General features: G+C 61.4%; 17 protein-coding genes and 2 pseudogenes. 8 read left to right on the top strand and 11 right to left on the bottom strand.

What is annotated here, in order from left to right:
* The first annotated feature begins 133 nt into the window (after positions 1-133).
* The 8 genes and pseudogenes from A6V37_RS19995 (at position 134) to A6V37_RS19960 (ending at position 10424) form a co-directional block, all read left to right on the top strand.
* Positions 134-1774: an efflux transporter outer membrane subunit gene (locus tag A6V37_RS19995; RefSeq protein WP_064266513.1), complete on the top strand. Its 1641-nt coding sequence runs from the start codon at positions 134-136 to the stop codon at positions 1772-1774.
* 11 nt (positions 1775-1785) lie between these two features.
* On the top strand, positions 1786-3996 hold the full coding sequence (locus A6V37_RS19990) for an FUSC family protein (protein WP_064266440.1): 2211 nt from the start codon (positions 1786-1788) through the stop codon (positions 3994-3996).
* The gene (locus A6V37_RS19985; protein WP_064266439.1) at positions 3986-4186 is read left to right on the top strand and encodes a DUF1656 domain-containing protein; all 201 of its coding nucleotides are present in this window, start codon (positions 3986-3988) and stop codon (positions 4184-4186) included. The genes A6V37_RS19990 and A6V37_RS19985 overlap by 11 nt, the downstream gene beginning before the upstream one ends.
* A gap of 13 nt (positions 4187-4199) precedes the next feature.
* Positions 4200-5069: an efflux RND transporter periplasmic adaptor subunit gene (locus A6V37_RS19980; protein ID WP_064266438.1), complete on the top strand. Its 870-nt coding sequence runs from the start codon at positions 4200-4202 to the stop codon at positions 5067-5069.
* A gap of 221 nt (positions 5070-5290) precedes the next feature.
* Positions 5291-5974, top strand: a pseudogene (locus A6V37_RS39305) (IS256 family transposase); the annotation flags it as partial.
* A 356-nt stretch (positions 5975-6330) separates the two neighbouring features.
* Positions 6331-7809, top strand: a pseudogene (locus A6V37_RS43050) (S8 family serine peptidase); the annotation flags it as partial.
* A 13-nt stretch (positions 7810-7822) separates the two neighbouring features.
* The gene (locus A6V37_RS19965) at positions 7823-8518 is read left to right on the top strand and encodes a PKD domain-containing protein (RefSeq protein WP_341272005.1); all 696 of its coding nucleotides are present in this window, start codon (positions 7823-7825) and stop codon (positions 8516-8518) included.
* Between the two features lie 79 nt (positions 8519-8597).
* Positions 8598-10424, top strand: coding sequence for a tetratricopeptide repeat protein (locus A6V37_RS19960; RefSeq protein ID WP_064266435.1), 1827 nt, complete (start codon positions 8598-8600; stop codon positions 10422-10424).
* Between the two features lie 364 nt (positions 10425-10788).
* Here the strand turns inward: A6V37_RS19960 and A6V37_RS19955 are convergent, their stop codons facing one another.
* The 11 genes from A6V37_RS19955 to A6V37_RS19905 form a co-directional block, all read right to left on the bottom strand.
* Positions 10789-12183, bottom strand: coding sequence for an amino acid permease (locus tag A6V37_RS19955; RefSeq protein ID WP_064266434.1), 1395 nt, complete (start codon positions 12181-12183; stop codon positions 10789-10791).
* A 33-nt stretch (positions 12184-12216) separates the two neighbouring features.
* Entirely contained in the window at positions 12217-13446 is a 1230-nt protein-coding gene (gene kynU / locus A6V37_RS19950; RefSeq protein WP_064266433.1) for a kynureninase, read from the bottom strand.
* Positions 13447-13549: 103 nt separating this feature from the next.
* Complete coding sequence (locus A6V37_RS19945) at positions 13550-14572, bottom strand: amidohydrolase family protein (protein WP_064266431.1); 1023 nt, start codon at positions 14570-14572, stop codon at positions 13550-13552.
* Positions 14573-14587: 15 nt separating this feature from the next.
* On the bottom strand, positions 14588-15112 hold the full coding sequence (locus A6V37_RS19940) for a 3-hydroxyanthranilate 3,4-dioxygenase (RefSeq protein WP_064266429.1): 525 nt from the start codon (positions 15110-15112) through the stop codon (positions 14588-14590).
* Positions 15113-15141: 29 nt separating this feature from the next.
* Positions 15142-15573 carry a RidA family protein gene (locus A6V37_RS19935; RefSeq protein WP_064266428.1) on the bottom strand — a complete coding sequence of 144 codons (432 nt, stop codon included), beginning with the start codon at positions 15571-15573 and terminating at the stop codon, positions 15142-15144.
* Positions 15570-16343: a 2-keto-4-pentenoate hydratase gene (locus A6V37_RS19930; RefSeq protein WP_064266426.1), complete on the bottom strand. Its 774-nt coding sequence runs from the start codon at positions 16341-16343 to the stop codon at positions 15570-15572. The genes A6V37_RS19935 and A6V37_RS19930 overlap by 4 nt, the downstream gene beginning before the upstream one ends.
* Positions 16340-17383: a 4-hydroxy-2-oxovalerate aldolase gene (gene dmpG, locus A6V37_RS19925; RefSeq protein WP_064266424.1), complete on the bottom strand. Its 1044-nt coding sequence runs from the start codon at positions 17381-17383 to the stop codon at positions 16340-16342. The genes A6V37_RS19930 and dmpG overlap by 4 nt, the downstream gene beginning before the upstream one ends.
* A 22-nt stretch (positions 17384-17405) precedes the next feature.
* Complete coding sequence (locus A6V37_RS19920) at positions 17406-18350, bottom strand: acetaldehyde dehydrogenase (acetylating) (protein WP_064266422.1); 945 nt, start codon at positions 18348-18350, stop codon at positions 17406-17408.
* Between the two features lie 11 nt (positions 18351-18361).
* Positions 18362-19183: a 2-keto-4-pentenoate hydratase gene (gene mhpD, locus A6V37_RS19915; RefSeq protein ID WP_064266420.1), complete on the bottom strand. Its 822-nt coding sequence runs from the start codon at positions 19181-19183 to the stop codon at positions 18362-18364.
* Positions 19180-20670: a 2-hydroxymuconic semialdehyde dehydrogenase gene (locus A6V37_RS19910; RefSeq protein ID WP_064266418.1), complete on the bottom strand. Its 1491-nt coding sequence runs from the start codon at positions 20668-20670 to the stop codon at positions 19180-19182. Before A6V37_RS19910 ends, mhpD begins: the two co-directional genes overlap by 4 nt.
* Positions 20671-20779: 109 nt before the next feature.
* Positions 20780-21757 carry a LysR family transcriptional regulator gene (locus tag A6V37_RS19905; protein WP_064286259.1) on the bottom strand — a complete coding sequence of 326 codons (978 nt, stop codon included), beginning with the start codon at positions 21755-21757 and terminating at the stop codon, positions 20780-20782.
* Between the last annotated feature and the right edge of the window lie 83 nt (positions 21758-21840).

Here is a 21840-nt window from a genome sequence, read left to right as displayed (position 1 = left end):
CGATTGTTACACGATTAGCAAAGACGATTATCTCATCTTTCGTAAAAATGCCTTGCATCTTTACCGGTTATTCTCCAATCAATCGAAAAATATAATGACGCACATGCTTCTATAGCCATTTTTGGAGGAAATCGTGCAGTCTCCGGTACCAAAAGGGATCGCCGCAGCCGCGGTTCTTACGATCCTGATAACAATCGCCGGCTGTGCCAGTACCGGAGGCATCGCGCCGCAAGCGAGCGGAATCGAACCCTCCTCGCTCGATGCGGGCAACGCGATCCGCGCCGCCAATGCCGACGCCCAGTGGCCGGCCGCCGACTGGTGGCGCGCCTATAACGATCCGCAGCTGAACCAGTGGATCGAAGCCGCGCAGGCGGGCAATCCGAGCCTCGCCGCCGCCCAGGCGCGCGTGCGCGAAGCCATGTCGATGGCGGGCGTCGCCCGTTCGGCGTTGTCGCCGCAAGTCAACGGGAGCCTGTCAATCCAGCGTCAGAAATGGGCCGACAACGTCTATTACGGTCCGGGCCCGCTCGCGGGCGAGCAATCGTGGAACAACACCGGCACGCTGGGCCTGTCGTACCACCTCGATATCTGGGGCAAAGACAAGAACGCCGCCGAGCGCGCGCTCGACGCCGCCCACGCCAGCGCGGCGGATGCCCGCGCCGCCCAGCTCGAGCTGGAAGGCAACGTGGTGCGCACGTACATCGAGATGTCGCTGAACTACGCGCTGCTCGACATCGCCAAGGCAACGCTCCAGCAACAACAGCAGATCGTGGATCTGGCCAGCCGGCGTCTGAAAGGCGGCATCGGCACGCAGCTCGAAGTGAGCCAGGCCGAAACGCCGATCCCCGAATACGAACGCCAGATCGACGAGATCGAAGAAAAGATCGCGCTGGGCCGCAATCAACTGGCCGCGCTGGCCGGCAAAGGTCCGGGCGCGGGCGATTCGATCCAGCGCCCGACGCTGGCGCTCAACACCCCCGCTGGGCTGCCGAGCGCGTTGCCCGCGGATCTGATCGGCCATCGGCCGGACGTGGTCGCGGCGCGCTGGACGGTTGCCGCGCAAGCGCGCGGTATCGACGTCGCTAAAGCCGACTTCTATCCGGACATCAACCTGCTGGCTTCAATAGGCGGCTATGCGGCGATGGGGCCGCTGTTCCAGTTCCTGAAGGACCCGGCGCATAGCTGGAGCGCCGGTCCGGCGCTGTCGCTGCCGATTCTCGACGGCGGCCGACTGCGCTCGCAGCTCGGCGCGGCGTCGGCGGGCTACGACGAAGCCGTCGACCGCTATAACCAGTCGATCGTCGGCGCGCTGAAGGACATCTCCGACCAGGTGATCCGGATCCGCTCGCTCTCCACCCAGGCCGGCGACGCCGACCGTTCGGTCGCGGCGGCCCGCAAAAACTACGATCTCGCGCGCGAAGGCTACCGGCGTGGCCTGACCGATTATCTGAACGTGCTGATCGCGCAGAACCAGTTGCTGGCCGCGCAGGTCGGCGTGGCGAAGGTCCAGGCCGAACAGCTGGGCGCGCACGCATCGCTCGTGACGGCGTTGGGCGGCGGGCTCGACGAGCCGGCCAACGGTCCGCAGGCGAGCGAAACGTTGCCCGCGCATGGCAAGGGGAAAACGCAGAGCGGCGCCGCCGCTCAGCCCGCAAGCGCGCCGGCCACGCCATCCGGCCCGGCCGGCCGTGCGGACCGCGCGACTGCAAACGTCACCGCAAACACCTCGGCGAACCCGGCGCGTACTCCCGCCGGCGCTCCGGCGACCGAGTGAGGAAGCCGGCCATGTCAGCTCCCTCCTCTTCTGAATCGCGTCCGGTGTCGTTCGCCGCGCTATACGCGGCGGCCGTCGACTGGGCGCGCAACGACGGTCTCACGTGGATCTATCTGTTCAAGGCCCTCGCCGCCTGTTTCCTCGCGCTCGGCATTGCGATGAAACTCGACCTGCCGCAGCCGCGCACCGCGATGACCACCGTATTCATCGTGATGCAGCCGCAAAGCGGCATGGTGTTCGCGAAGAGCTTCTACCGGATCTGCGGCACCCTCGTTGGACTCGTCGTGATGCTCGCGCTGATCGGGCTGTTCGCGCAGCAGCCGGAGCTGTTCATCGGCGCGACTGCGATCTGGGTCGGCATCTGCACCGCCGGCGCCGCGCGCAACCGCAACTTCAAGTCATACGGCTTCGTGCTGGCCGGCTATACCGCCGCGCTGATCGGCATCCCCGCTTCACAGCATCCGGACGGCGCGTTTCTGAGCGCGCTCACGCGGGTGGCCGAGGTGGTGCTCGGCATTATCTGCGCGGGGGCTGTGAGCGGCCTCGTGTTTCCGCAGTTCGCCGGCTTGCAGATGCGCGGCACCGTGCGCGCGCGTTTCTCGGCGTTCGTCGAGTATGTGTCGACTTCACTCGCCGGCCGCAACGACCGCGCGCAAATCGAAGCCACCAACGCGCGCTTTGTCGCCGACATTGTCGGATTCGAAGCGGCACGCAGCGTGGCCGTATTCGAGGGCCCCGATTCACGCATGCGCGGCGGACGCCTCGCGCGCCTGAACAGCGAGTTCATGACAGCGTCGACGCGCTTTCACGCGCTGCATCAGTTGATGAACCGGCTGCGCAATACCAACACATGTGACGCGGCCGTCGCCATCGACGCGCTCGAGCCGTACTTCAAGGAAATCGCTCCGCTGCTCGCCAAGTCCGGCGAACCGGTGCTGAGCGCGGCCGATGCCACTCACGCCGCCGCGCAACTCGAGACCCACAAAACCGAGCTGCCGAAACGCGTGCGCGCGACGCGCGAGCAACTGCAAACGCATCCCGAAGCACCGCTGCTCGATTTCGACACCGGCGCGGAATTGCTGTACCGCTTCATCGACGACCTGCATGCGTACGCGGCCACCTATGCGTCGCTCGCTGTCGACACGCACGAGCGCGAGCGCTGGATCGAGCGTTACGAGCCGAAGACGAATGCGATTGCGGCGGGCGTCTCGGGCGTGCGGGCCGCCATCGTGATGGTGGTGGTCGGCGCGTTCTGGATCGCGACTGCGTGGCCGAGCGGCGCGACCTTGACGCTCAATGCCGCGACCGTGTGCGCGCTCGCTTCATCGTCGCCCGACCCTAAGCGCACCGCGTTCCAGATGGCAGGCGGCACGCTGCTTGCCACGCTGATGGGCATGATCGTGGTGTACGGCGTGTATCCGCACATCGACGGTTTCCCGCTCCTGTGCGCGGCGCTCACGCCGTTTCTGCTGCTCGGCGTATTCATGACGACGCGGCCCGCGCTGGCCGGCTACGGTGTGGGCTACTGCATCTTCTTCTGTTTCCTCGCCGGCCCCGACAACGTGATCCAGTACGACCCGAGCGCCTTCATGAACGACGCGCTGGCGCTCGTCCTGTCGATGCTGGTAGCGTCGATTGCATTCGCGGTGCTGCTGCCGCCGTCGACGCCGTGGCTGCGCAACCGTCTGCTGATGGATCTGCGCCGTCAGGTGGTGCTGGCGAGCCGCGCCGGTTTGCGCCGGGTGCGCTCGCGCTTCGAGAGCGGCGCGCGCGATCTGATGTTCCAGATCAACGCATTGGCGCAGAACGAGCCTGAACTCAAGCGCGACACGATGCGCTGGCTGTTCGCGGTGCTCGAAGTGGGCAACGCGATGATCGACCTGCGCCGCGAAGTGGCAACCCTGCCCACCGATCCCCGTTACGCGACGTCGATGCCGTGGCGCGTCGCGATGCGTTCGATGCGTGACGAGCTGGCCGCGTTATTCGACCAGCCGCGCGAGGAGCGTTTCGACCGGGCGCTCGCGGCGACCGTTGACGCAATTGTCACGCTCCAGCAGATGCTCGCGACCTTCACGCCGCCGCGTGAAGAGCGGCATCAACTGCAACGCATTCTGAGTCAACTGCATTTCATCCGTACCGCGCTGCTCGATCCGCAATCGCCGCTTGAACCGTTGATGAGCGGACGTGCCGGCGCGTCAGAAGGAGTTCCTCATGCCACGTGATATCGCCGTTCTGGATGCTTACGTGCCTGCCATCGTGCTGCTGTTTATCGCGGGCGCCGCGCTTACCTGGGTATTGGACCGCGTGATTGCGTACACGGGACTGTATCGCGTGGTGTGGCATCCATCCCTGTTCCGGGCCAGTTTGCTCGTATGTGTGTGCGGCGTGCTGGGTCTCGCCGTTTATCGTTGATCAGAGTCGAATCATGACCATCCGAAATATTGTGGGCTTTGTCGCGACAGCTCTTATTTTTATCGTCGCGATCCTGATTGGGCGCGTATTGTGGGTTCATTACATGGATGAACCGTGGACTCGCGACGGGCGCGTGCGCGCCGAGATCGTGAATGTCGCGCCGGATGTTTCGGGTGCCGTTGTCGATCTGCCTGTGAAGGACAATCAGCTGGTGAAGAAGGGCGATCTGTTGATGCAGATCGATCCGTCGCACTACGAAATTGCGGTCGAGCAGGCGCAGGCTGCTGTGGCGGCTCGCAAGGCTGAGTTGCAGATGAAGCGCGACGATGCGCAACGGCGTGCGGATATGGATGCCCTGGTTGTTTCTAAAGAGAGCCGGGAGAATGCGACTCATACGGCTACTGCTGCCGAGGCTTCCTATCAGCAGGCGCTGGCTGCACTCGATGCGGCGAAGCTCAATCTTGAGCGTACGCGGGTGGTGTCACCGGTGGATGGGTATGTGACGAATCTCAGCGTGTTTCGCGGGGACTATGCGACGGCTGGCGCGGCCAAGCTGGCGATTGTCGATAGCCACTCGTTCTGGGTGTATGGGTATTTCGAGGAAACCAAGCTGCCGCATGTGCGGGTTGGGGATAAGGCTGAGGTTCGGTTGATGAGCGGTGGCACGCTGCAGGGGCATGTCGAGAGTATTTCTCGTGGCATCTATGACCGGGATAATCCTGAGAGCCGGGAGTTGCTGGCGGATGTGAATCCCACTTTTAACTGGGTGCGGTTGGCGCAGCGTGTGCCTGTGCGGGTGAAGATTGATTCGGTTCCTGAGGATGTTGTGCTGGCGGCGGGGATTACTTGTACTGTTGTTGTTATGCCTCGGAAGGTGGGGTGATTTTTTTGCCTGCGCGGCGCTTTTGTCTGTGTTCTTGGGGTGTTGGCCTTTCCCTGAAATCATGGTGATGTATTGGCGTTGCCCCTGTGCGGGGCAATTCTACCGCCCCACAATTGGAGTCCCTATAGGTATATCCTCGTTTCCCCTTTCTATGCGCAACGCGCGCATGGGGGTGTCAGAAATTTCGTGTTCAAGGCATATCATGCTCCCAAGAAGAATGTATGCCTCGAAAACCGAAAGCCAAGCCGGCGGAACTGCCGGCGATTCCTGCCGAGTTGCTTGAACGGTTCAGCAACGGCCCGATGACGGCCGAATAGATCAATGCCGCGACATTGGCCCTGAGGAAGACCTTGATCGAGCGGGCGCTGGGTGGCGAGATGAGTCATCATTTGGGCTATCCGCCCGGTGCCGTCAAACCCGCCTCCCTCACCAACCAACGCAACGGCACGGGCGCCAGGACAGTCCTGACCGAAGACGGTCTGATCCGGATTGAGGTGCCTCGTGACCGCGACGGCGGCTTTGAACCGATGTATCCGGTGGTGTTCGTCGACGCGCTGCGGGTCAATATCCGCGAAGACGCTGTGGTGCGCAACAAGGCGATCTACCTTGCGCTGGGCATTCTGCCCGACGGTACACGCGATATTCTGGGCCTGTGGATCGAGAATACCGAAGGCGCCAAGTTCTGGATGAAGGTGTTCAACGATCTCAAGACACGCGGTGTCAATGACATCCTGATCGCCGTAACCGATGGCCTCAAAGATATGCCCGAAGCCTTGGCCGCCGTGTTTCCGGCGACCACCCTGCAGACCTGCATCGTTCACCTGATCCGCAACAGCCTCGATTACGCGAGCTGGAAAGACCGCAGGGGACTGGCTGCAGCGATTCGCCCGATCTACACTGCCCCCGGCACGCATTGCCTCCCTCGAGTCTCTACGATCAACGACCAGCGAACGCACAAGCGCATACACGCGCATTGCGTCCCGTTAACTTTAAGACCGCGCTTAATCGTTGCCCCACAACACATGAGCGCAATTCCGCTAGGACTACTCTGAAAAGTAATCCAGGCATGCATGCCGCATATACATCTCATTCTGTAGGGTCGCCTTGTAACAACTGACAGGCAAGACTTGTCGGAATTCAACCGAGCACTTTTCTGTAATCAATCATTGGCGCAACGAAATTCCCTACGGGCTGGGTGAATTCTCCCTTCATCAAAAGCAGATGCGTCTGTCCCGTCGAGTGCTTACGCTTGCAATTTCGAATGGTTGCGATGTTGAGGCGCGGTTCCATTCTTAAAAGCGAACTGCTAAACGAAATCAGAGACGATATGACGAAGAAGGATGAGAGATCGAAAACCGCACTACTTGGTTTTCGAAACGCGATGGCAAGGACAACAGAAAACTGGTCAGAAATATCTATACGTCTGGTTGGCAGAGGTATGGCAGGCGTCACACTGGCGGTGGCGTTAGCCGCGTGCAGTGGCAGTAACAGTCCTTCTGACGTAACGCCGATGGCCAGCGACAAGTCGGAGGTGGCTGCAGCTGCGAGCGATGCAAGTTCCACGGTGGTTCCGCCCGCTTTGTCGTTGAAAATGAACACAAGCAGCGTTTCAGCGGACTCGCAGACGGATCGTTTCATCATCAAGTACAAAGCTGGTACTGCTGAACGTGGTTCTGCTTCGGCGGTGCAGTTGAAACTTGACAAGCTTGCAAGCACCTTTCCGGCGAGAGCGCATCAATCTCATCGAATGGGCATCGACGCAGATGTGGTGACGACCGAGCGAAAACTAACCAGCAAGGAAGCGAAAGCGTTCATGCGCGCCATTGCAGCGGACCCGAACGTTGAATACGTGGAACCGGATGTGCCGATATCCGCAAGCTCGATTCCCAATGACCCGTACTACAACCTTCAGTGGGGGCTCTTCTCAAACCTCGACCCCGGTCAGTCCAGCGCGGGAATTCGCGCGGCCAACGCGTGGAATATCGCCACTGGCTTAGGCATTACCATCGCACTTGTAGACAACGGCGTAACAAGCCATAGTGACCTGGACGCGAATATCATCCCGCAAGGTTTTGATTTTACCTATCTCGGTCCACCGGGAGGCTCAAATCCAGGCAAAGCAGGAGGGTGCGGTTACGTCACGTATCACGGCACTCACGTTGCAGGCATCATGGCCGCCGTGATGAATAATGGCGTCGGGATTTCAGGCGTCGCGCCGTCTGCATAGGTCCTTTCCGCGCGGGTGCTTAATGGATGTGGTACTGGCTTGATGTCCTCAGCATCAGACGCGGTAATGTGGGCCTCAGGCGGGTCAGTTCCGGGACTTCCGGCTAACACTCACCCCGCGAGCGTTATCAATCTAAGCCTTGGCGGTCCCGGTCAATGTTCAAAATCAATGCAGGACTCAGTTGATTACGCGACCAGTCATGGCGTGGTCGTCGCTGTTGCGGCCGGAAATAACGACGACGACACATCAAGTTACCAACCTGCAAATTGATACAGTGTTATTGCCGTTGGCAATACCCAAGAAGACGGTGCGCGTGGGTATTTATCGAACTACGGGCCGGTTGTTGATATCGCTGCTCCGGGCACTAAAATTTACTCAACCTATAACGATGGCGGTCAGTCGTTAGGCAATGAAAGTTATGCTTACGATTCAGGCACGTCAATGGCTACACCAATGGTTAGCGGCGTCGCTGCTCTCATGCAGTCAGTCGCACCGAAGCCCCTAAGCACGGCGGAGATGCGCACATCTGATCACGCAGCACGCGCAACCGTTCCCCAAACAACTGGATCACCCGCTGGGATCAGGAATTCTCGACGCGGCGGCGGCGGTTGCCGCGGCGAAAGCCGGAGATATTCCAGCAGCGGCAGATTTCAAATGTTCGCAAAGTACGGCGGGGATGCTGGTGACGTGTACGGACCTATCGACCGCGAGAGGTTCTGCGAAGATCACGTCATGGGCCTGGAATTTCGGCTCCGGCAATCAAGTTGATATGACAAGCACGCAAACAGTGAATCCGACCAACAACTACGAATATCCTGGGACTTACAACATCACGTTAACGACCACCGACACCAAAGGGGCGACAAGCAAGGTAACGCGGCCAACTACGGTCGTTGCCCCTGACTCAACCGACTTGAATTTCGATGACAATCTTTTGTTTGCTGCGACAGCGAACGTCATGAAGTATTACAAGCTGAACGTGCCGGCTGGCGCGCAATACTTGAGGGTGGCTCTCTCGAACCGATCGAGCCTTGAGTCGGGATTGATGTATCTCAGGGCGGGTTCACCTACTACGTTGAATGCGCCGTGCGCACAAACCTTTGCTGAAGGTACTGGCGCCATGTGCTACCTGTCGAAGCCGGCAGCTGGGACTTATTACATTACATTGAGCCCTAAAACGAACCTTGTTGATGACGTAATTTTCGCCTCTATTACTAATTAATCGCCATAAGGTGTTTGGTATGCGAAAAGCTTCTGCGGCGCGCAGAAGCAAAACTCTTCCGACAACTGGCTAGGTATTTTTGAAAAAATCCAACGCAACGACCTGTAATTCCGACGTTCTGGACCTGAACATCCTAATCGCTCATGCAGACGCCGATTTTCTCGCGTTACGCATGACCGATGCGGCGAGCGGATACCTTAGGGCATTGACACTAAGCCCGTGCGATGTCCATGCACTGCATCGTATGGGATTGGTTTGCGTGCACCTGAATAAAACGGCAGAAGCAGATACATACCTCGAGCGTGCTCTACAGGCCGATCCTGCGCGCGCGCATCTGTGGGAACACGCGGGATTGATTGCTGCTCTGAATGGCGACTACATCCGTTCGGAAGCCCACTATCGTCGGGCGATGGGCCTCTCTGGAAGCACCGCAACATTGCATCGCAATCTTGCTGATTGTCTGCGGCTGGGCGGGCGCCTCGCCGAGGCGAAAGTGCAATACAAAGAGGCTCTTTCCAAAAGTCCGAACCTCCATCATGCGATGCGCGCCATTGCGCGCATAAGTGTTGAACTCGGAGACGCTGATGACGCTGCCGATTACTGGCTATGCGCGTGGGCGCTTGACTCGTCTTCCCTGCAAGACGGGCTCGAATTGATCAGTGCACTAGCAAAGGCGAAGCGGAACGCGCTCGTTGACCAAGCGGTTGCACAAATCAGAAACCGGGAGGCCGACAATGCCGAGGCATTGCAGGCGCTTTGTCTCGCGCTGTATACGATTGACCGTTTCGCCGACATGCTGGGTGTCGCGCGACAGGGCCTAAACCTTGATCCCCAGCGCGTCACGCTGCACCACTACGCCGCACATGCCCTGAGCGTACGCGGCAGGGTTACGGAGGCGATTGTTCACAGCAGGGAAGCTGTACGGCTCGCACCTGATGACCAGGTTATGCAGTGCCAACTTGCGAGTCTCGAATTGAGCCAAGGTGACTATAAGAATGGCTGGGCGCGTCGTAATGTGACTTACACCACGCAGCTGGCGCGTTCCACATTGGTTTTTCCAGGTTTCCCGATGTGGCATGGTGAGCCGGTTGCGGGTTGCCGATTCCTGCTTGTTGGTGAGCAGGGGCGTGGCGACGAAATCCAGTTCATCCGTTTCGCCGAATGGCTGTACGAGCGAGGCGCAATTGTCGATGTACTGGTCAGCCAACCTGTCGCAAAAATCGCGGGTAGTATGACGGGTGTCCGGTCAGTTTTTACCAGAACCCCGCCAGGACCTTACGACTACTGGAGCCATATGCTAAGGATGCCAGAGCATATGAAGCTTGATCTGCCAATGCTGCCAATCAAAATGCCATACATCTCGGCATCGCCGCGCCATGTTGACCAATGGCGGACCCGCGTCGACGCAGTCTCACCGTTAGCCACGCGAAGGAAAAACGCAAGAATCGGTCTGGTGTGGGCCGGTGGTCCCCACACCGCTCTCGATCGATTCCGTTCGATTAGTCTTGAAGCGCTGAACCCCCTTTTGTCACATCCTGAAACGACATGGTTTTCGGTTCAGAAAGGCGAGCATGAACGCGACAGCGACGCACTGTCGGATCAGTTCGATTTGCACACGCTCGGACCAGCTATCGAAGACTTCACCGATACGCTTGCCATACTTGAGACGCTTGACCTGCTCATTACCGTTGATACGGCTGCTGCGCATCTTGCCGGTGCGGCCAACCTCCCTGTTTGGGTACTCTTGCCCGCGTATGCAGAGTTGCGCTGGCTTACCGACAGAGCGGACAGTCCGTGGTATCCATCGATGAGGCTGTTCCGCCAACGCTGGCTTGGAGAGTGGGCGCCAGTAATCGCTGAAGTTCGGGAAGCCCTGGTCGAATGGCGCGATGAGATGACCACGTAGTGGTCGCGCATCGCGTCCGCCAGGCGTGATCCAGGCTCGACAAGGAGCCCGCCAGACGGCGGGTCGTCAGAACAGATCGGGGCTCCGTGAATAGGCAATCGCCGATCAACTGCGAGGCCGAATTCCGTTCGCCTGGCGCGTTTGATCCTGAAGATGTGCGTGGTTCCCTTTTCTTTCAGGTCCAGGCCCTTCCTGGAACCTGCCCCCGCCTGATCAACTCGTCCTCTGTCTCGCTTGCGTTCAAGCCATCGATTGGCTTCAGTCTTTCGGCTTCGTGCTTCTGCCGCCTCGCACAAGCAACGCGAATAGACCACTAACAAGTCAAGGAACGACCAACACCTAAGGAAGACAAACCCCAAAACCATCAGGCCAACTCAACCTCCGCAGCCCCCCTCCCCCGATACCAAACAAAATAAACAACCAACAACCCAACAACAAACGGCACACCAATAACAAGAGTCATCCGAAACTCCCTGGTGAACCAGGTCGTCAAAAGCGCCCCAATCATCAACCCAGCGCCAAGAAGAGAAGTCCCGGGATACCCCCACATCCTGAAAGCAAGCACCTTCCCTTGATGCGCTCGCCGAAAAAACAGATGCGTGACAAAAATCATCAACCAGGTAAACATCGCCCCAAACATGGAAACCGACATCATCAAAACAAACGAAGCATCGGGATAAACCACATTCAGCACAGCAGCCAACGCAATCCCGATAGTGGAAAGCCACAACGCCGCAACCGGCACACCTCTCCCACTCAGCGCACCCAGCCGCCGCGGCGCATATCCCGCCCGCGACAAACTGAACATCATCCGCGTCGTAATATAGAGCTGGCTATTCATCGCCGACAACGCCGCCACCAGAATCACAAAGTTGATCACACCAGCAGCACCCGGCACATGGGTCGCAGCCATCACCCGCACGAAAGGACTCTCATCGGTGCCGGCCGCATTCCACGGCACGATCGCCAGCATCAACGCCAACGTCAGCAAATAGAAAAACACGAGCCTGAACATCGTTGCGCGAAACGCCCGGGTAATCGCCTTCTGCGGATCGCGCGCCTCACCCGCCGCCACCGCGATCATTTCGATGCTCAAATAGCTGAAAATCGACACGATCACCGCAACCCACATGCCCCACACGCCCTTCGGAAAGAATCCGCCGTGCGACGTGTAATTGGCAAACCCAATCGTCGACTCGGCCGGCGCGCCGAACACCACATACGCGCCGAGCAAAATGAAACCGACAATCGCGACGATCTTCAGCATCGAAAACACATACTCCACCGCGCCGAATACCTTCACACTCACCGAATTGACGCCAATCAGCGCCGCCGAAAATCCGACGATCCAGTACCAGCCAGGCACCGCCGGAAACCAGTACTTCATATACACCGCAATCGCCGTCACCTCGGTACCTACCGCAAACACGATCGACGACCAGTACGCGTAGCGCACCAGAAATCCCACCCACGGCGCAATATAGTGCTCGGCATACGCACCGAATGAACCGGACGTGGGATGCGCGACGGTCATCTCCGCGAGACATCCCATCAGCAGCAAGGCGATCAGCGCGCCGATCGCATAACTCACCAGCACGCTCGGTCCGGCAAAACCGATCGCGAATCCACTGCCGAGAAAAAGACCCGTGCCAATCGCGCCGCCAATCGCGATCATCGACAACTGCCCCGTCGACAATCCGCGATGCAGCCCCTTCTCACGTTCGACAATCGTGTCGAAGCCTGTCTGATCCTGTGTCATCTTCTGTCTCCTCCTGGATGCACTTGCGTTCTTTTACGTGACCGATTTGCGCGCTTTGAATTCCTCGGTATTCCACGCATCGGTCGCGATAATGTCCTTGAGTTGCGCGATGGTGTCCCAGATATCCACGTAGCGCACGTAGAGCGGCGCAAAGCCGAAGCGCAGAATGTCCGGTGCGCGGAAGTCGCCAATCACGTTGCGTGCAATCAGCGCCTGCATGATCGCGTAACCTTGCGCATGCGCCAGCGACACCTGGCTGCCGCGTCGTTCCGCGTCGCGCGGCGAAGCCAGCGTACAGCCGAGGCCCTCCAGTTCCTGATCGCTTAGCTCGATGAACAGATTGCCAAGCGCCACGCTCTTGTCGCGCAGCACGTCGAGATCGACACCGTCGAAAGCCTCGAGCGCGCTCTCCAGCGCAATCACGCCGAGCTGCGGCGCGGTCCCGGTCAGCATGCGGTCAATGCCCGGATGCGGCGCGTAATCGTGCGTGAAATCGAAGGGCTTCGCATGTCCGTGCCAACCCGTCAGCGGCTGGCGCACCGCCTCGATGTGCCGCGCTGCAACGAACACGAATGCCGGTGCGCCCGGCCCCCCATTCAGATACTTGTAGCCGCACCCCACCGCGAAGTCGGCGCCGCAGCGGTTCAGGTTCACCGGCATCGCGCCCGCCGAATGGCACAGGTCCCACACGATCAACGCGCCGGCCTCATGCGCCTGGCACGTCACGGCTTCCATGTCGTAGCGCTTGCCGGTTTTATAGTTGACGTGCGTGAGCGAGACGATGGCCACGCTATCGTCGATCGCCGCCACGATCTCGTCCGGGTCGACGCAACGCAGCTCGCAACCAGCCATCTCCGCGACGCTCGACGCGATATACACATCCGTCGGAAAGTTGGTGCGTTCGGCAAGAATCACTTTGCGGCCCGGGCGCATGCGCGTCGCCGCCACCAGCACCTTGAACAGATTCACCGAGGTCGAATCAGCGACGATCACTTCGTCCTGTCCGGCGCCGATCAGTTTGGCGATCTTGTTGCCGGTGCGCTGCGGCGCCGGATACCAGTCGGCATCGTTCCACGAACGGATCAGGCCATGTGCCCACTCCTGCTTCAAGGCCTGTTCGATGCGCGTGGGCACATTGGCGGGCATCGCGCCCAGCGAGTTGCCGTCGAGGTAAATCGTATCGGCAGGCAAATCGAAACGCGCGCGGCAATGGGCCAAGGTGTCGGCAGCGTCGAGCGCGGCGCAGTGTTCCCGGGTGATCATCTGAATTATTTTTCCCTGTGTTTTTTTGTTGAAATGACAACGACAACGACAACGAAAAAGCGGCACGCGGCAATGACACGTGACGCGCGTTGTCCGAGCCGGTTTAAGCCGCGCGTGCGACGTTCATCGGCAAATCGAAGAACCGTTGCGCATTGGCGCCGAGAATCTTCACTTTGGCCGTGTCGCTCAATTGCGGATGATGCGCAACGAGATCGCCGATCTTCAGTTCGCCAAGCGGGAACGGATAGTCGGAGCCGAGCAGCACATGGTCCTCGCCCATCGTTTCGACGAGTAACCGCAATGCGCCCTGGTCGAACACCGCGCTGTCCACGTGAAAGCGCTCGAGATACGACACCGGCGGATTCGGGCAGTCCTCGCGCACGATGTCGCGCTGCTCCCACGCGTTCTGCACGCGGCCGAGCAGGAACGCAAAACTGCCGCCGCCGTGCGCAAAACACAGCTTGAGCGACTTCGGAATCCGCTCGAATGCGCCGGACAGTATCAGCGACACCATGCTCAACTGCGTTTCCGCGGGCATCGCCACGAGCCACGGCAGCATCCATTTCTTCATGCGGCCGTCGGTCATCATGTCCCACGGGTGCACGAGCACCGGAATCCCTTCGTTCGCGCAGTGCGTGAGGAAAGTCACGAGGTGTTCATCGTCGAGATCGCGCGGGCCCAGGTGGTTGCCGATCTGCACGCCGCGATGGCCGGCGCGATGCGCGCGCGTCGCCTCGCGGCACGCCAGCTCGACGTCCTGCAGCGGCACCTGAGCGAGCGCCATCAGGCGCTGCGGCGCATAGGCGCAGAGTTCGAGCGCCTGGTCGTTCATGCGCGCGGCCCAATCGTGCGTGGTTGCGGCATCATGGCGATAGCCGAACATCACGGGTGTCGCGCACATCAGTTGAATGTCGACGCCGAGCGCGTCCATCTCGGCAATGCGTGCCGCCGGATCCCACAGCGCGCGATACACCGGCCGGAAGCTCTTGTCGCCGGTCATGATCATGCCGTGTACGCCGTCCGCGTCGATCTTCAGCCAGGGCGCGTGGTCCGCGTCGAGGCGCGCGGCTTCTTCCCGCGTGATGCGCGGAAAGAAGTGGGAATGCATGTCGATTCGAAGTGTCATACAGATTCTGTTGGTTTAAACAGCCTTGCCGGGATGGACATGCCCGCAATGCGCGCAGCGGCGTTTTCCTTCCGACGCATAGAACGCGTTGAATAGCGGTGGCAGATCGGTAACGATGCTCTTGAGTTGCACCTCGACGCGATAGACGAGATGCCCGCAGTCGTCGCAATACCATTCGAAGCCATCCACCACGCCCTCGGGGCGTTGCCGCTCGATCACGAGGCAGACACTGCCTGCTTCGGGCCGCTGCGGCGAGTGGCGTACATGCGGCGGCAACAGGAACACGTCCCCTTCTTTCAGCTCGACGCGTTCGCGCTTGCCGTCGATCCACAGATACAGATATGCGTTGCCGCGCAGCTGATAAAAGAATTCCTCGAGCGGATCGTCGTGAAAGTCGGTGCGATGATTCGGTCCACCCACCACCGTGACGATGAAATCGCTGTCCTGCCACACCTGCCGATTGCCGACCGGCGGCTTCAGCAGATGCGCGTGATCGTCGATCCAGCGCTGGAAATTGAACGGCTTGCCGTACGTGAGCATGGCTGTCTCTTCGTTTATCTGTTACGTGTCTATTGTCTGGGCGCGTATGCAATCGCCTTCATCTCGATCAGCAGATGCGGATGCGGCAATTGATGCACGGCGACGGTCGTGCGCGTCGGCCCGCTTTCATCGAAATACTCGCCATACACGGCGTTGTAGCCGCCGAAGTCGTTCATGTTGACGAGGAACGACGAGATCTCGACGAGGTTGGACAGATCCGCCCCTTCACTCTGAAGAATATCGCGAATGTTCTCGATGACCACGCGCGTCTGCTCACGAATGTCGAGCTGCACGGTGCCAAGTTCGTCCGCCGAGGCGCCCGCAATCGTATTGTCGGGACGGCGCGAGCTCGTCCCGGAGACGAACAGAAAGTCGCCTGCCCGCGTCACATGCGGAAAACGGCCGCGCGGTTTGGCTTTGCCGGGCACGATGCGCCCCTGAATGGTCGAATCGGTAGTCATGAGAGTCGATAGGTCGTGAATTCAGTACTGCCGAGGCCGTTGACGACGCACTGCACGTGCGCGCCGACGGGCAATGGTTGCGCTGCCGTCGCCGCGCCCGCCATGATCAGCGAGCCGGCCGGCAGCACCAGGCCGCTGTGCGAAATCAGGCGTGAGACCTGCACGATCGAGCGCAGCGGGTCGCCGAGAATCGCCGCGGTCGAGCCGGCTTGAACAAGCCGGCCGTCGATCCGCATCGTGACCCCGGCATTGCGCAAACCGTCGAAGCGCTTCGTCCACGGCCCGACCACGAGTCCAGCCGACGAACAGTTGTCGGCGACCACGTCTTCAAGCGTGAATTTGAAGTCGCGATAGCGCGAATCGATGATCTCCATCGCGGGCGCCACCGCTTCGAGATAGGACGCGGCCTCGAGCAGCGTCAGCGGACGATCGATCTCGCGGCTCGTCAGAAAGCAGACTTCAGGCTCCACGCGCGGATGAATGAAGCGATCGAGCGCAACGCGGCCACCGTCTTCATCGAGCATGGCATCGGTCAACCAACCCCAGATCAGGCTGTCCACGCCCATCTGTATCATCTTCGCGCGGCTGGTGAAACCGAGCTTCACGCCGACCGTGCTTTCGCCGCGATGAATGCGCCGCTCGATCGAAGCGCGTTGGATCGCATAGGCCTCATCCAGCGAAAACGGCGCGGACGTGGTGAGCTGTGCGATCGGTTCGGCGTGGCGCGCGGCGTCGTCGATACGCCCAGCAATGGCGTCGAGGGCGATCATGCGGCCGCCTTTTGCGCCAGCTCGCGCGCTTTCAGCATATCCAGCGCCACGTCGACGATCATGTCTTCCTGGCCGCCGACCATGCGGCGCTTGCCGAGTTCGACCATGATGTCGAACGCCGACAAACCATACTTCGCAGCGGCGGCTTCCGTGTGCCGCAGGAAGCTCGAATACACGCCGGCGTAACCGAGCGCGAGCGTTTCGCGATCCACGCGCACCGGCCGTTCCTGCAACGGGCGCACGATGTCTTCGGCAGCGTCGATCAGCTTCTTCACGTCGCAGCCATGTTCCGCCTTCATGCGGTCCACGGCGGCGATAAACACTTCGAGCGGTGCGTTGCCCGCACCCGCGCCCATGCCGGTCAGCGATGCGTCGATACGATCGCAGCCATGTTCGAGCGCGACAATCGAATTCGCCACTCCCAGCGACAGATTATGGTGGGCATGCATGCCCGTTTGCGTCGCAGGATCGAGCACCGCCTTGAACGCGTCGAAGCGTTCGGCGACGTCGCGCATGTTCAGCGCGCCGCCCGAATCGACCACATACACGCATTGCGCGCCGTAGCTTTCCATCAGCTTGGCCTGCCTGGCGAGTGCATCGGGCGATGTCATATGCGACATCATCAGGAAGCCGACCGTGTCCATGCCGAGCGAACGCGCGTACTCGATATGCTGCTTCGAGATATCGGCCTCCGTGCAGTGCGTGGCGATCCGCACCACGCGCGCGCCGGCGTCGTATGCCGCGCGCAGATCGTGAACCGTACCGATGCCGGGCAACAGCAGCGTGGCGACTTGCGCGCGCTTTACCGTGGCGGCGACCGCTTCGATCCATTCGAGATCGGTGTGCGCGCCGAAGCCGTAGTTGAAGCTCGACCCCGCAAGGCCGTCGCCGTGCGCGACTTCGATGCTGTCCACCCCGGCGTCGTCGAGTGCCCGCGCAATCGCTACCGCTTGCGCCAAAGAGTACTGATGGCGGATCGCGTGCATGCCATCGCGCAGCGTCACGTCCGATACGTAGATTTTCTTGTTGCTGCCGCTCATGGTGTTTGTCCTTGCGTCTTCGTCACGCTGTCACGCGGCTCGCCGCGATCTGCTCGGCCGCGGCCAGCGCCGCCGAGGTCATGATGTCGAGATTCCCCGCATACGAAGGCAGGTAGTGCGCGGCGCCTTCCACTTCGAGGAACACGCTCACCTTCAGGCCGGCACGGCGCTCGTTCGCATGCAGCGCGAGCGGGCTCGCCTCGGTATAGCGGTCGAACTGCACGGCCTGCTTCAGCCGGTAGCCAGGCACGTAGCTCGCCACGGCGTTGACCATCGCGTGAATCGAGCTTTCGATGGCATCGGTATCGGCATCTTCATCCGTGAAGCAGTAGACGGTGTCGCGCATCATCAACGGCGGCTCGGCCGGGTTCAGCACGATGATCGCCTTGCCGCGCGCCGCGCCGCCCACGGTCTCGATCGCCTTCGAGGTCGTCTCGGTGAACTCGTCGATATTGGCGCGGGTGCCGGGACCCGCCGAACGGCTGGCGATCGACGCAACGATTTCCGCGTAACGCACCGGCGCCACGCGCGACACCGCATGCACGATCGGAATCGTCGCCTGGCCGCCGCAGGTCACCATATTCAGGTTCGGTGCATCGAGATGCGCGAACAGATTCACGACCGGCACGACGAACGGCCCGATAGCGGCCGGCGTCAAGTCGATCACGGTAATGCCGTGTTCCCGCAGCACCGCCGCATGCCGATGATGCGCACCGGCCGACGTCGCATCGAACGCGATGCGGATCGAGCCGAAGTTCGGCATCCTGACGAGTCCTTCGATGCCTTGCGCCGTTGTCGGCACGCCGAGCCTTTCGGCGCGTGCGAGCCCGTCGGAGGCTGGGTCGATGCCAACCATCGCGCCCATTTCCAGGTGCTTGCCGTGGCGCAGCACCTTGATCATCAGATCGGTGCCGATGTTGCCAGAGCCGATAATGGCGACGGCCTGCTTGTCTTGTTGATCTTGCATGACGCTCCCGGTCACGACGTGGATTCGGATTGGTGGGCAAAACTCGCGCTCACGGAGCCGAGTCCTTCGATATGGGCGGTGAAGACGTCGCCGGCCTGCACGGCGGCCATGGGCCCGAGCGCGCCGGTCAGCACGATGTCGCCGGCCTTCAGTGGCGCGCCGACGCGCGTCATCGTGTTGGCGAGCCAGAGCGCCGCGTACAGCGGATTGCCGAGGCAGGCCGCGCCGACCCCCACGCTCACCTGCTCGCCGCGCCGCTCCATCACCATGCCGCATTGGATGACGTCGAACCCGTCGAGCTTGACGGGCCGGTTGCCAAGCACGAACAGACCGCTGGATGCGTTGTCGGCCACCGTGTCGCTCAGGCGGATATCCCAGTTGGCAATCCGGCTGCCGACAATTTCAATCGCCGGCAGCGCATATGCGGTCGCGCCGATCAGATCGGCGATCGTGTGGCGCTCATGCGGCAGATCGTGTGCGAGCACCAGCGCGATTTCCGCTTCTACCTTGGGTTGCTGCGTACGCGACAGGGCGATCTCCTCGCCGTCGGCGATCGACATGTCGTCGAACAGCATGCCGAAGTCCGGTTGATCGACGCCGAGCTGCGTCTGCACGGCTTTCGAGGTCAGGCCGATCTTGCGGCCCACCAGCCGGCGGCCCGCGGCCAGGTGACGCTCGGTGTTCAGGCGCTGCACCGCGTAAGCGGCTTCGAGCGCGTCACCGCCGAGTTCCGCGATCGCGGTGCGAACCGGTGCGATCGGCGCGCCATCGCGTTGCGCCTGCCACAGCGCGTCGGCAATGTCGCGCGCGGCATTCAGATCGATTCCGCTCATGCGATCCTCACGCAAACGTTGGTCAGCTCCGAATAGAAATCGAGCGAGTGACGCCCGCCTTCCCGGCCGATACCTGACAGCTTGGCGCCGCCGAACGGCGTGCGCAGATCGCGCACAAACCACGCATTGACCCACACGATGCCCGTTTCGATCTGACGCGCGACGCGATGCCCGCGCGCCAGCTGCGTCGTCCAGATGCTGGCGGCGAGGCCGTAGGCGCTGTCGTTCACCCGCCCGATCACTTCGTCTTCGCTGTCGAACGGTGCGATATGGCAGACAGGTCCGAAGATTTCTTCCTTTACGCAGCGCGCGCTGTCGGCAAGACCGGTCCAGATGGTCGGCATGACAAACGCGCCCTGATCGCGCTCGTCGCCGAACTGCGGGACGCGCCCGCCCGTCACGACCGTGGCGCCCTCGTCGACCGCGAGCCGGAAATACGACAGCACCTTCTCGCGATGCCCGCGCGAGATCAGCGGGCCCATCGTGGTGGCGGGATCATGCGGCGCACCGACTTGCAGCGCTTCGGTCTTGTCCTTCAGCGCGGCCACGAAGCGCTCGAAGATCGGCCGCTCGACGTACACGCGTTCGCTGCACAGACACACCTGTCCGGCATTCGTGAAGCTCGACTTCAATACGCCGGCCACCGCGGCGTCGAAGTCCGCATCGGCGAATACGACCGCGGCATTCTTGCCGCCGAGTTCGAACGAGATTTCCTTCACGCCGTCGGCAACGGTCTTCATGATCGTGCTGCCGGTGCGCGACTCGCCTGTAAACGTAATCGCGCTAATGTCCGGATGCCGCGTGAGGAACTCGCCCGCCGCGTTCGGGCCGTGACCGTGGATCAGATTGAACACGCCTGGCGGCAGGCCGATGTCATGCATCACTTCGGCAAGCAGCGTGGCCGAGCCCGGTGTTTCTTCCGAAGGCTTGGCGACCACGCAATTGCCCATGGCGAGTGCCGGGGCGACTTTCCAGGTGAACAGCAGCAGCGGCAGATTCCACGGCGAGATGATGCCGATCACGCCGAGCGGTTTGCGCGTCACGTAGTTGATCAGCTCACTGCCGTCGGCCGCGTGTGTTTCGAAGAACTCGCTGTTCGCGGTGCGGATCAGATCGCCAAAGGTGCGGAAGTTCGCAATGCCACGCGCGATATCGAGCGTGCGGGCCTGCTCGAGCGGGCGTCCGGTGTCGGCCACTTCCGCGGCGACGAACTCGTCGAAACGCGCTTCGATGCCGTCGGCGATCTTGTGCAGCCAGTCCGCGCGCTGCGCCGGCGTGGTGTTGCGCCAGCCGGCGCGCTGCGCGGCGGCGGCGGCACGCACGGCGGCGTCGACCGTGGCGGCGTCGGCCTCGCAAACCTGCGCGAGAACGCTGCCGTCAACCGGGCTGAGATTGGGGAAGGTGGTCGCCGTTGCGACGAATTCGCCGTTGACGTAATGGCGAAGTAACGGTTGAGCGCGCTGTGTCGCGGCCACGGTGGAAGTCACGATATCTCCTGCCCAATTGAAGTGTTGGAAGGAGTCTACGATCGGGACTTCGCACGGCGGTAATCAAAGATTGAGCGTTGGATATGCTAAAGGGGAATACCAGAATCCTTTACGCGGGGACGTCGTGCCCGGGCGCGGCCACCTTGACCGCCTCGCGCAGGCACTCGACAAACGCCTGGCACGCCGCGCTCTGCTCCTTATGCGAGCGCACGGAAAAGCCGACCGTGCCGAACGCCCCGCTCTCGGGCAAGTCCAGAATCCGCAGCAGGCCCGCTTCCTCGAACTGCCGGGCGGCGACGCGCGGCATTAGCGCAATGCGCGGCGTATCGAGCAGCAGGCCGATGTTCGTGAGCAGCGAGAGCGACTCCACGATGTCCGTCGGCAACGGCAATCCCGCCGCGCGAAACAGGTGTTCCGCCGAGAGCCGCGCGGGCGAATCGGGCGTGGGCAGGATCCAGGGCGAGCCCACCAGCTCCGACAGATGCGTCACACCCGCGGGCGCCGGCCCATAGCCTTTGCCGACCACCACGCACATCGATTCGTCGAAGAGCGCCTCGTGGGTCAGCGGAAATGCGCTGGCAATCGGCAGTTCGCGCTCGGGCAGGCGCCCGACGACGATATCGAGGTCGCCGGTGGCCAGCGCCGGAAAGAGATGGGCGGTCGTGCCCTCGCGCACCGTCACCAGCACGTTCGGCGTGCGCGCCTTCAGCATGCCGATCGCCTCGGGCAACAGCCGCGCCGATGCCGAGATGAGCGTGCCGACGATCACGTGCCCGCTGGTGCCGAGCCGGAAATCGTTGAGCTCGTCGGTCATATAGCGCAGCTCCGCCATCAGCGACTTGACGCGGCGGCCGAGCAGCAGCCCTAGATCCGTGGGCACGACGCCGCGATTCGAGCGGGCGAACAACGCGCCGTCGAAACAGGATTCGAGTTCGTGAATGACCTTGGTGACGGCCGGCTGGGTCAGCCGCATTTCATTGGCCGCGCGCACGACCGAGCGCGTTTCCAGCACGCGTTCGAAGATCATCAGCTGATTGAGCTTCAGCTTGCGGATGAGCGAAATCTCGCTGAGCGGATTGGCTTGCATGGCGAAGGAGGCGAAGATCGACAAGCCGCGATGGTAGCAGCACACGCCCCAGTGGCCGATCAGGGGCACCCCTTGGTAGCGAT

This window comes from Paraburkholderia ginsengiterrae (genome assembly GCF_001645125.1).
In the GTDB taxonomy this organism is placed as follows: domain Bacteria; phylum Pseudomonadota; class Gammaproteobacteria; order Burkholderiales; family Burkholderiaceae; genus Paraburkholderia; species Paraburkholderia ginsengiterrae.
This window is presented reverse-complemented; position numbering and strand designations above follow the sequence as displayed.

What these genes read in the sequence shown, in the direction of transcription:
- A6V37_RS19990 (WP_064266440.1), top strand. Translation starts at nt 1,786, where the DNA reads ATGTCAGCTCCCTCCTCTTCTGAATCGCGTCCGGTGTCGTTCGCCGCG.
- A6V37_RS19985 (WP_064266439.1), top strand. Translation starts at nt 3,986, where the DNA reads ATGCCACGTGATATCGCCGTTCTGGATGCTTACGTGCCTGCCATCGTG.
- A6V37_RS19980 (WP_064266438.1), top strand. Translation starts at nt 4,200, where the DNA reads ATGACCATCCGAAATATTGTGGGCTTTGTCGCGACAGCTCTTATTTTT.
- A6V37_RS19955 (WP_064266434.1), bottom strand. Translation starts at nt 12,183, where the DNA reads ATGACACAGGATCAGACAGGCTTCGACACGATTGTCGAACGTGAGAAG.
- kynU (WP_064266433.1), bottom strand. Translation starts at nt 13,446, where the DNA reads ATGATCACCCGGGAACACTGCGCCGCGCTCGACGCTGCCGACACCTTG.
- A6V37_RS19945 (WP_064266431.1), bottom strand. Translation starts at nt 14,572, where the DNA reads ATGACACTTCGAATCGACATGCATTCCCACTTCTTTCCGCGCATCACG.
- A6V37_RS19940 (WP_064266429.1), bottom strand. Translation starts at nt 15,112, where the DNA reads ATGCTCACGTACGGCAAGCCGTTCAATTTCCAGCGCTGGATCGACGAT.
- A6V37_RS19935 (WP_064266428.1), bottom strand. Translation starts at nt 15,573, where the DNA reads ATGACTACCGATTCGACCATTCAGGGGCGCATCGTGCCCGGCAAAGCC.
- A6V37_RS19930 (WP_064266426.1), bottom strand. Translation starts at nt 16,343, where the DNA reads ATGATCGCCCTCGACGCCATTGCTGGGCGTATCGACGACGCCGCGCGC.
- dmpG (WP_064266424.1), bottom strand. Translation starts at nt 17,383, where the DNA reads ATGAGCGGCAGCAACAAGAAAATCTACGTATCGGACGTGACGCTGCGC.
- A6V37_RS19920 (WP_064266422.1), bottom strand. Translation starts at nt 18,350, where the DNA reads ATGCAAGATCAACAAGACAAGCAGGCCGTCGCCATTATCGGCTCTGGC.
- mhpD (WP_064266420.1), bottom strand. Translation starts at nt 19,183, where the DNA reads ATGAGCGGAATCGATCTGAATGCCGCGCGCGACATTGCCGACGCGCTG.
- A6V37_RS19905 (WP_064286259.1), bottom strand. Translation starts at nt 21,757, where the DNA reads ATGCAAGCCAATCCGCTCAGCGAGATTTCGCTCATCCGCAAGCTGAAG.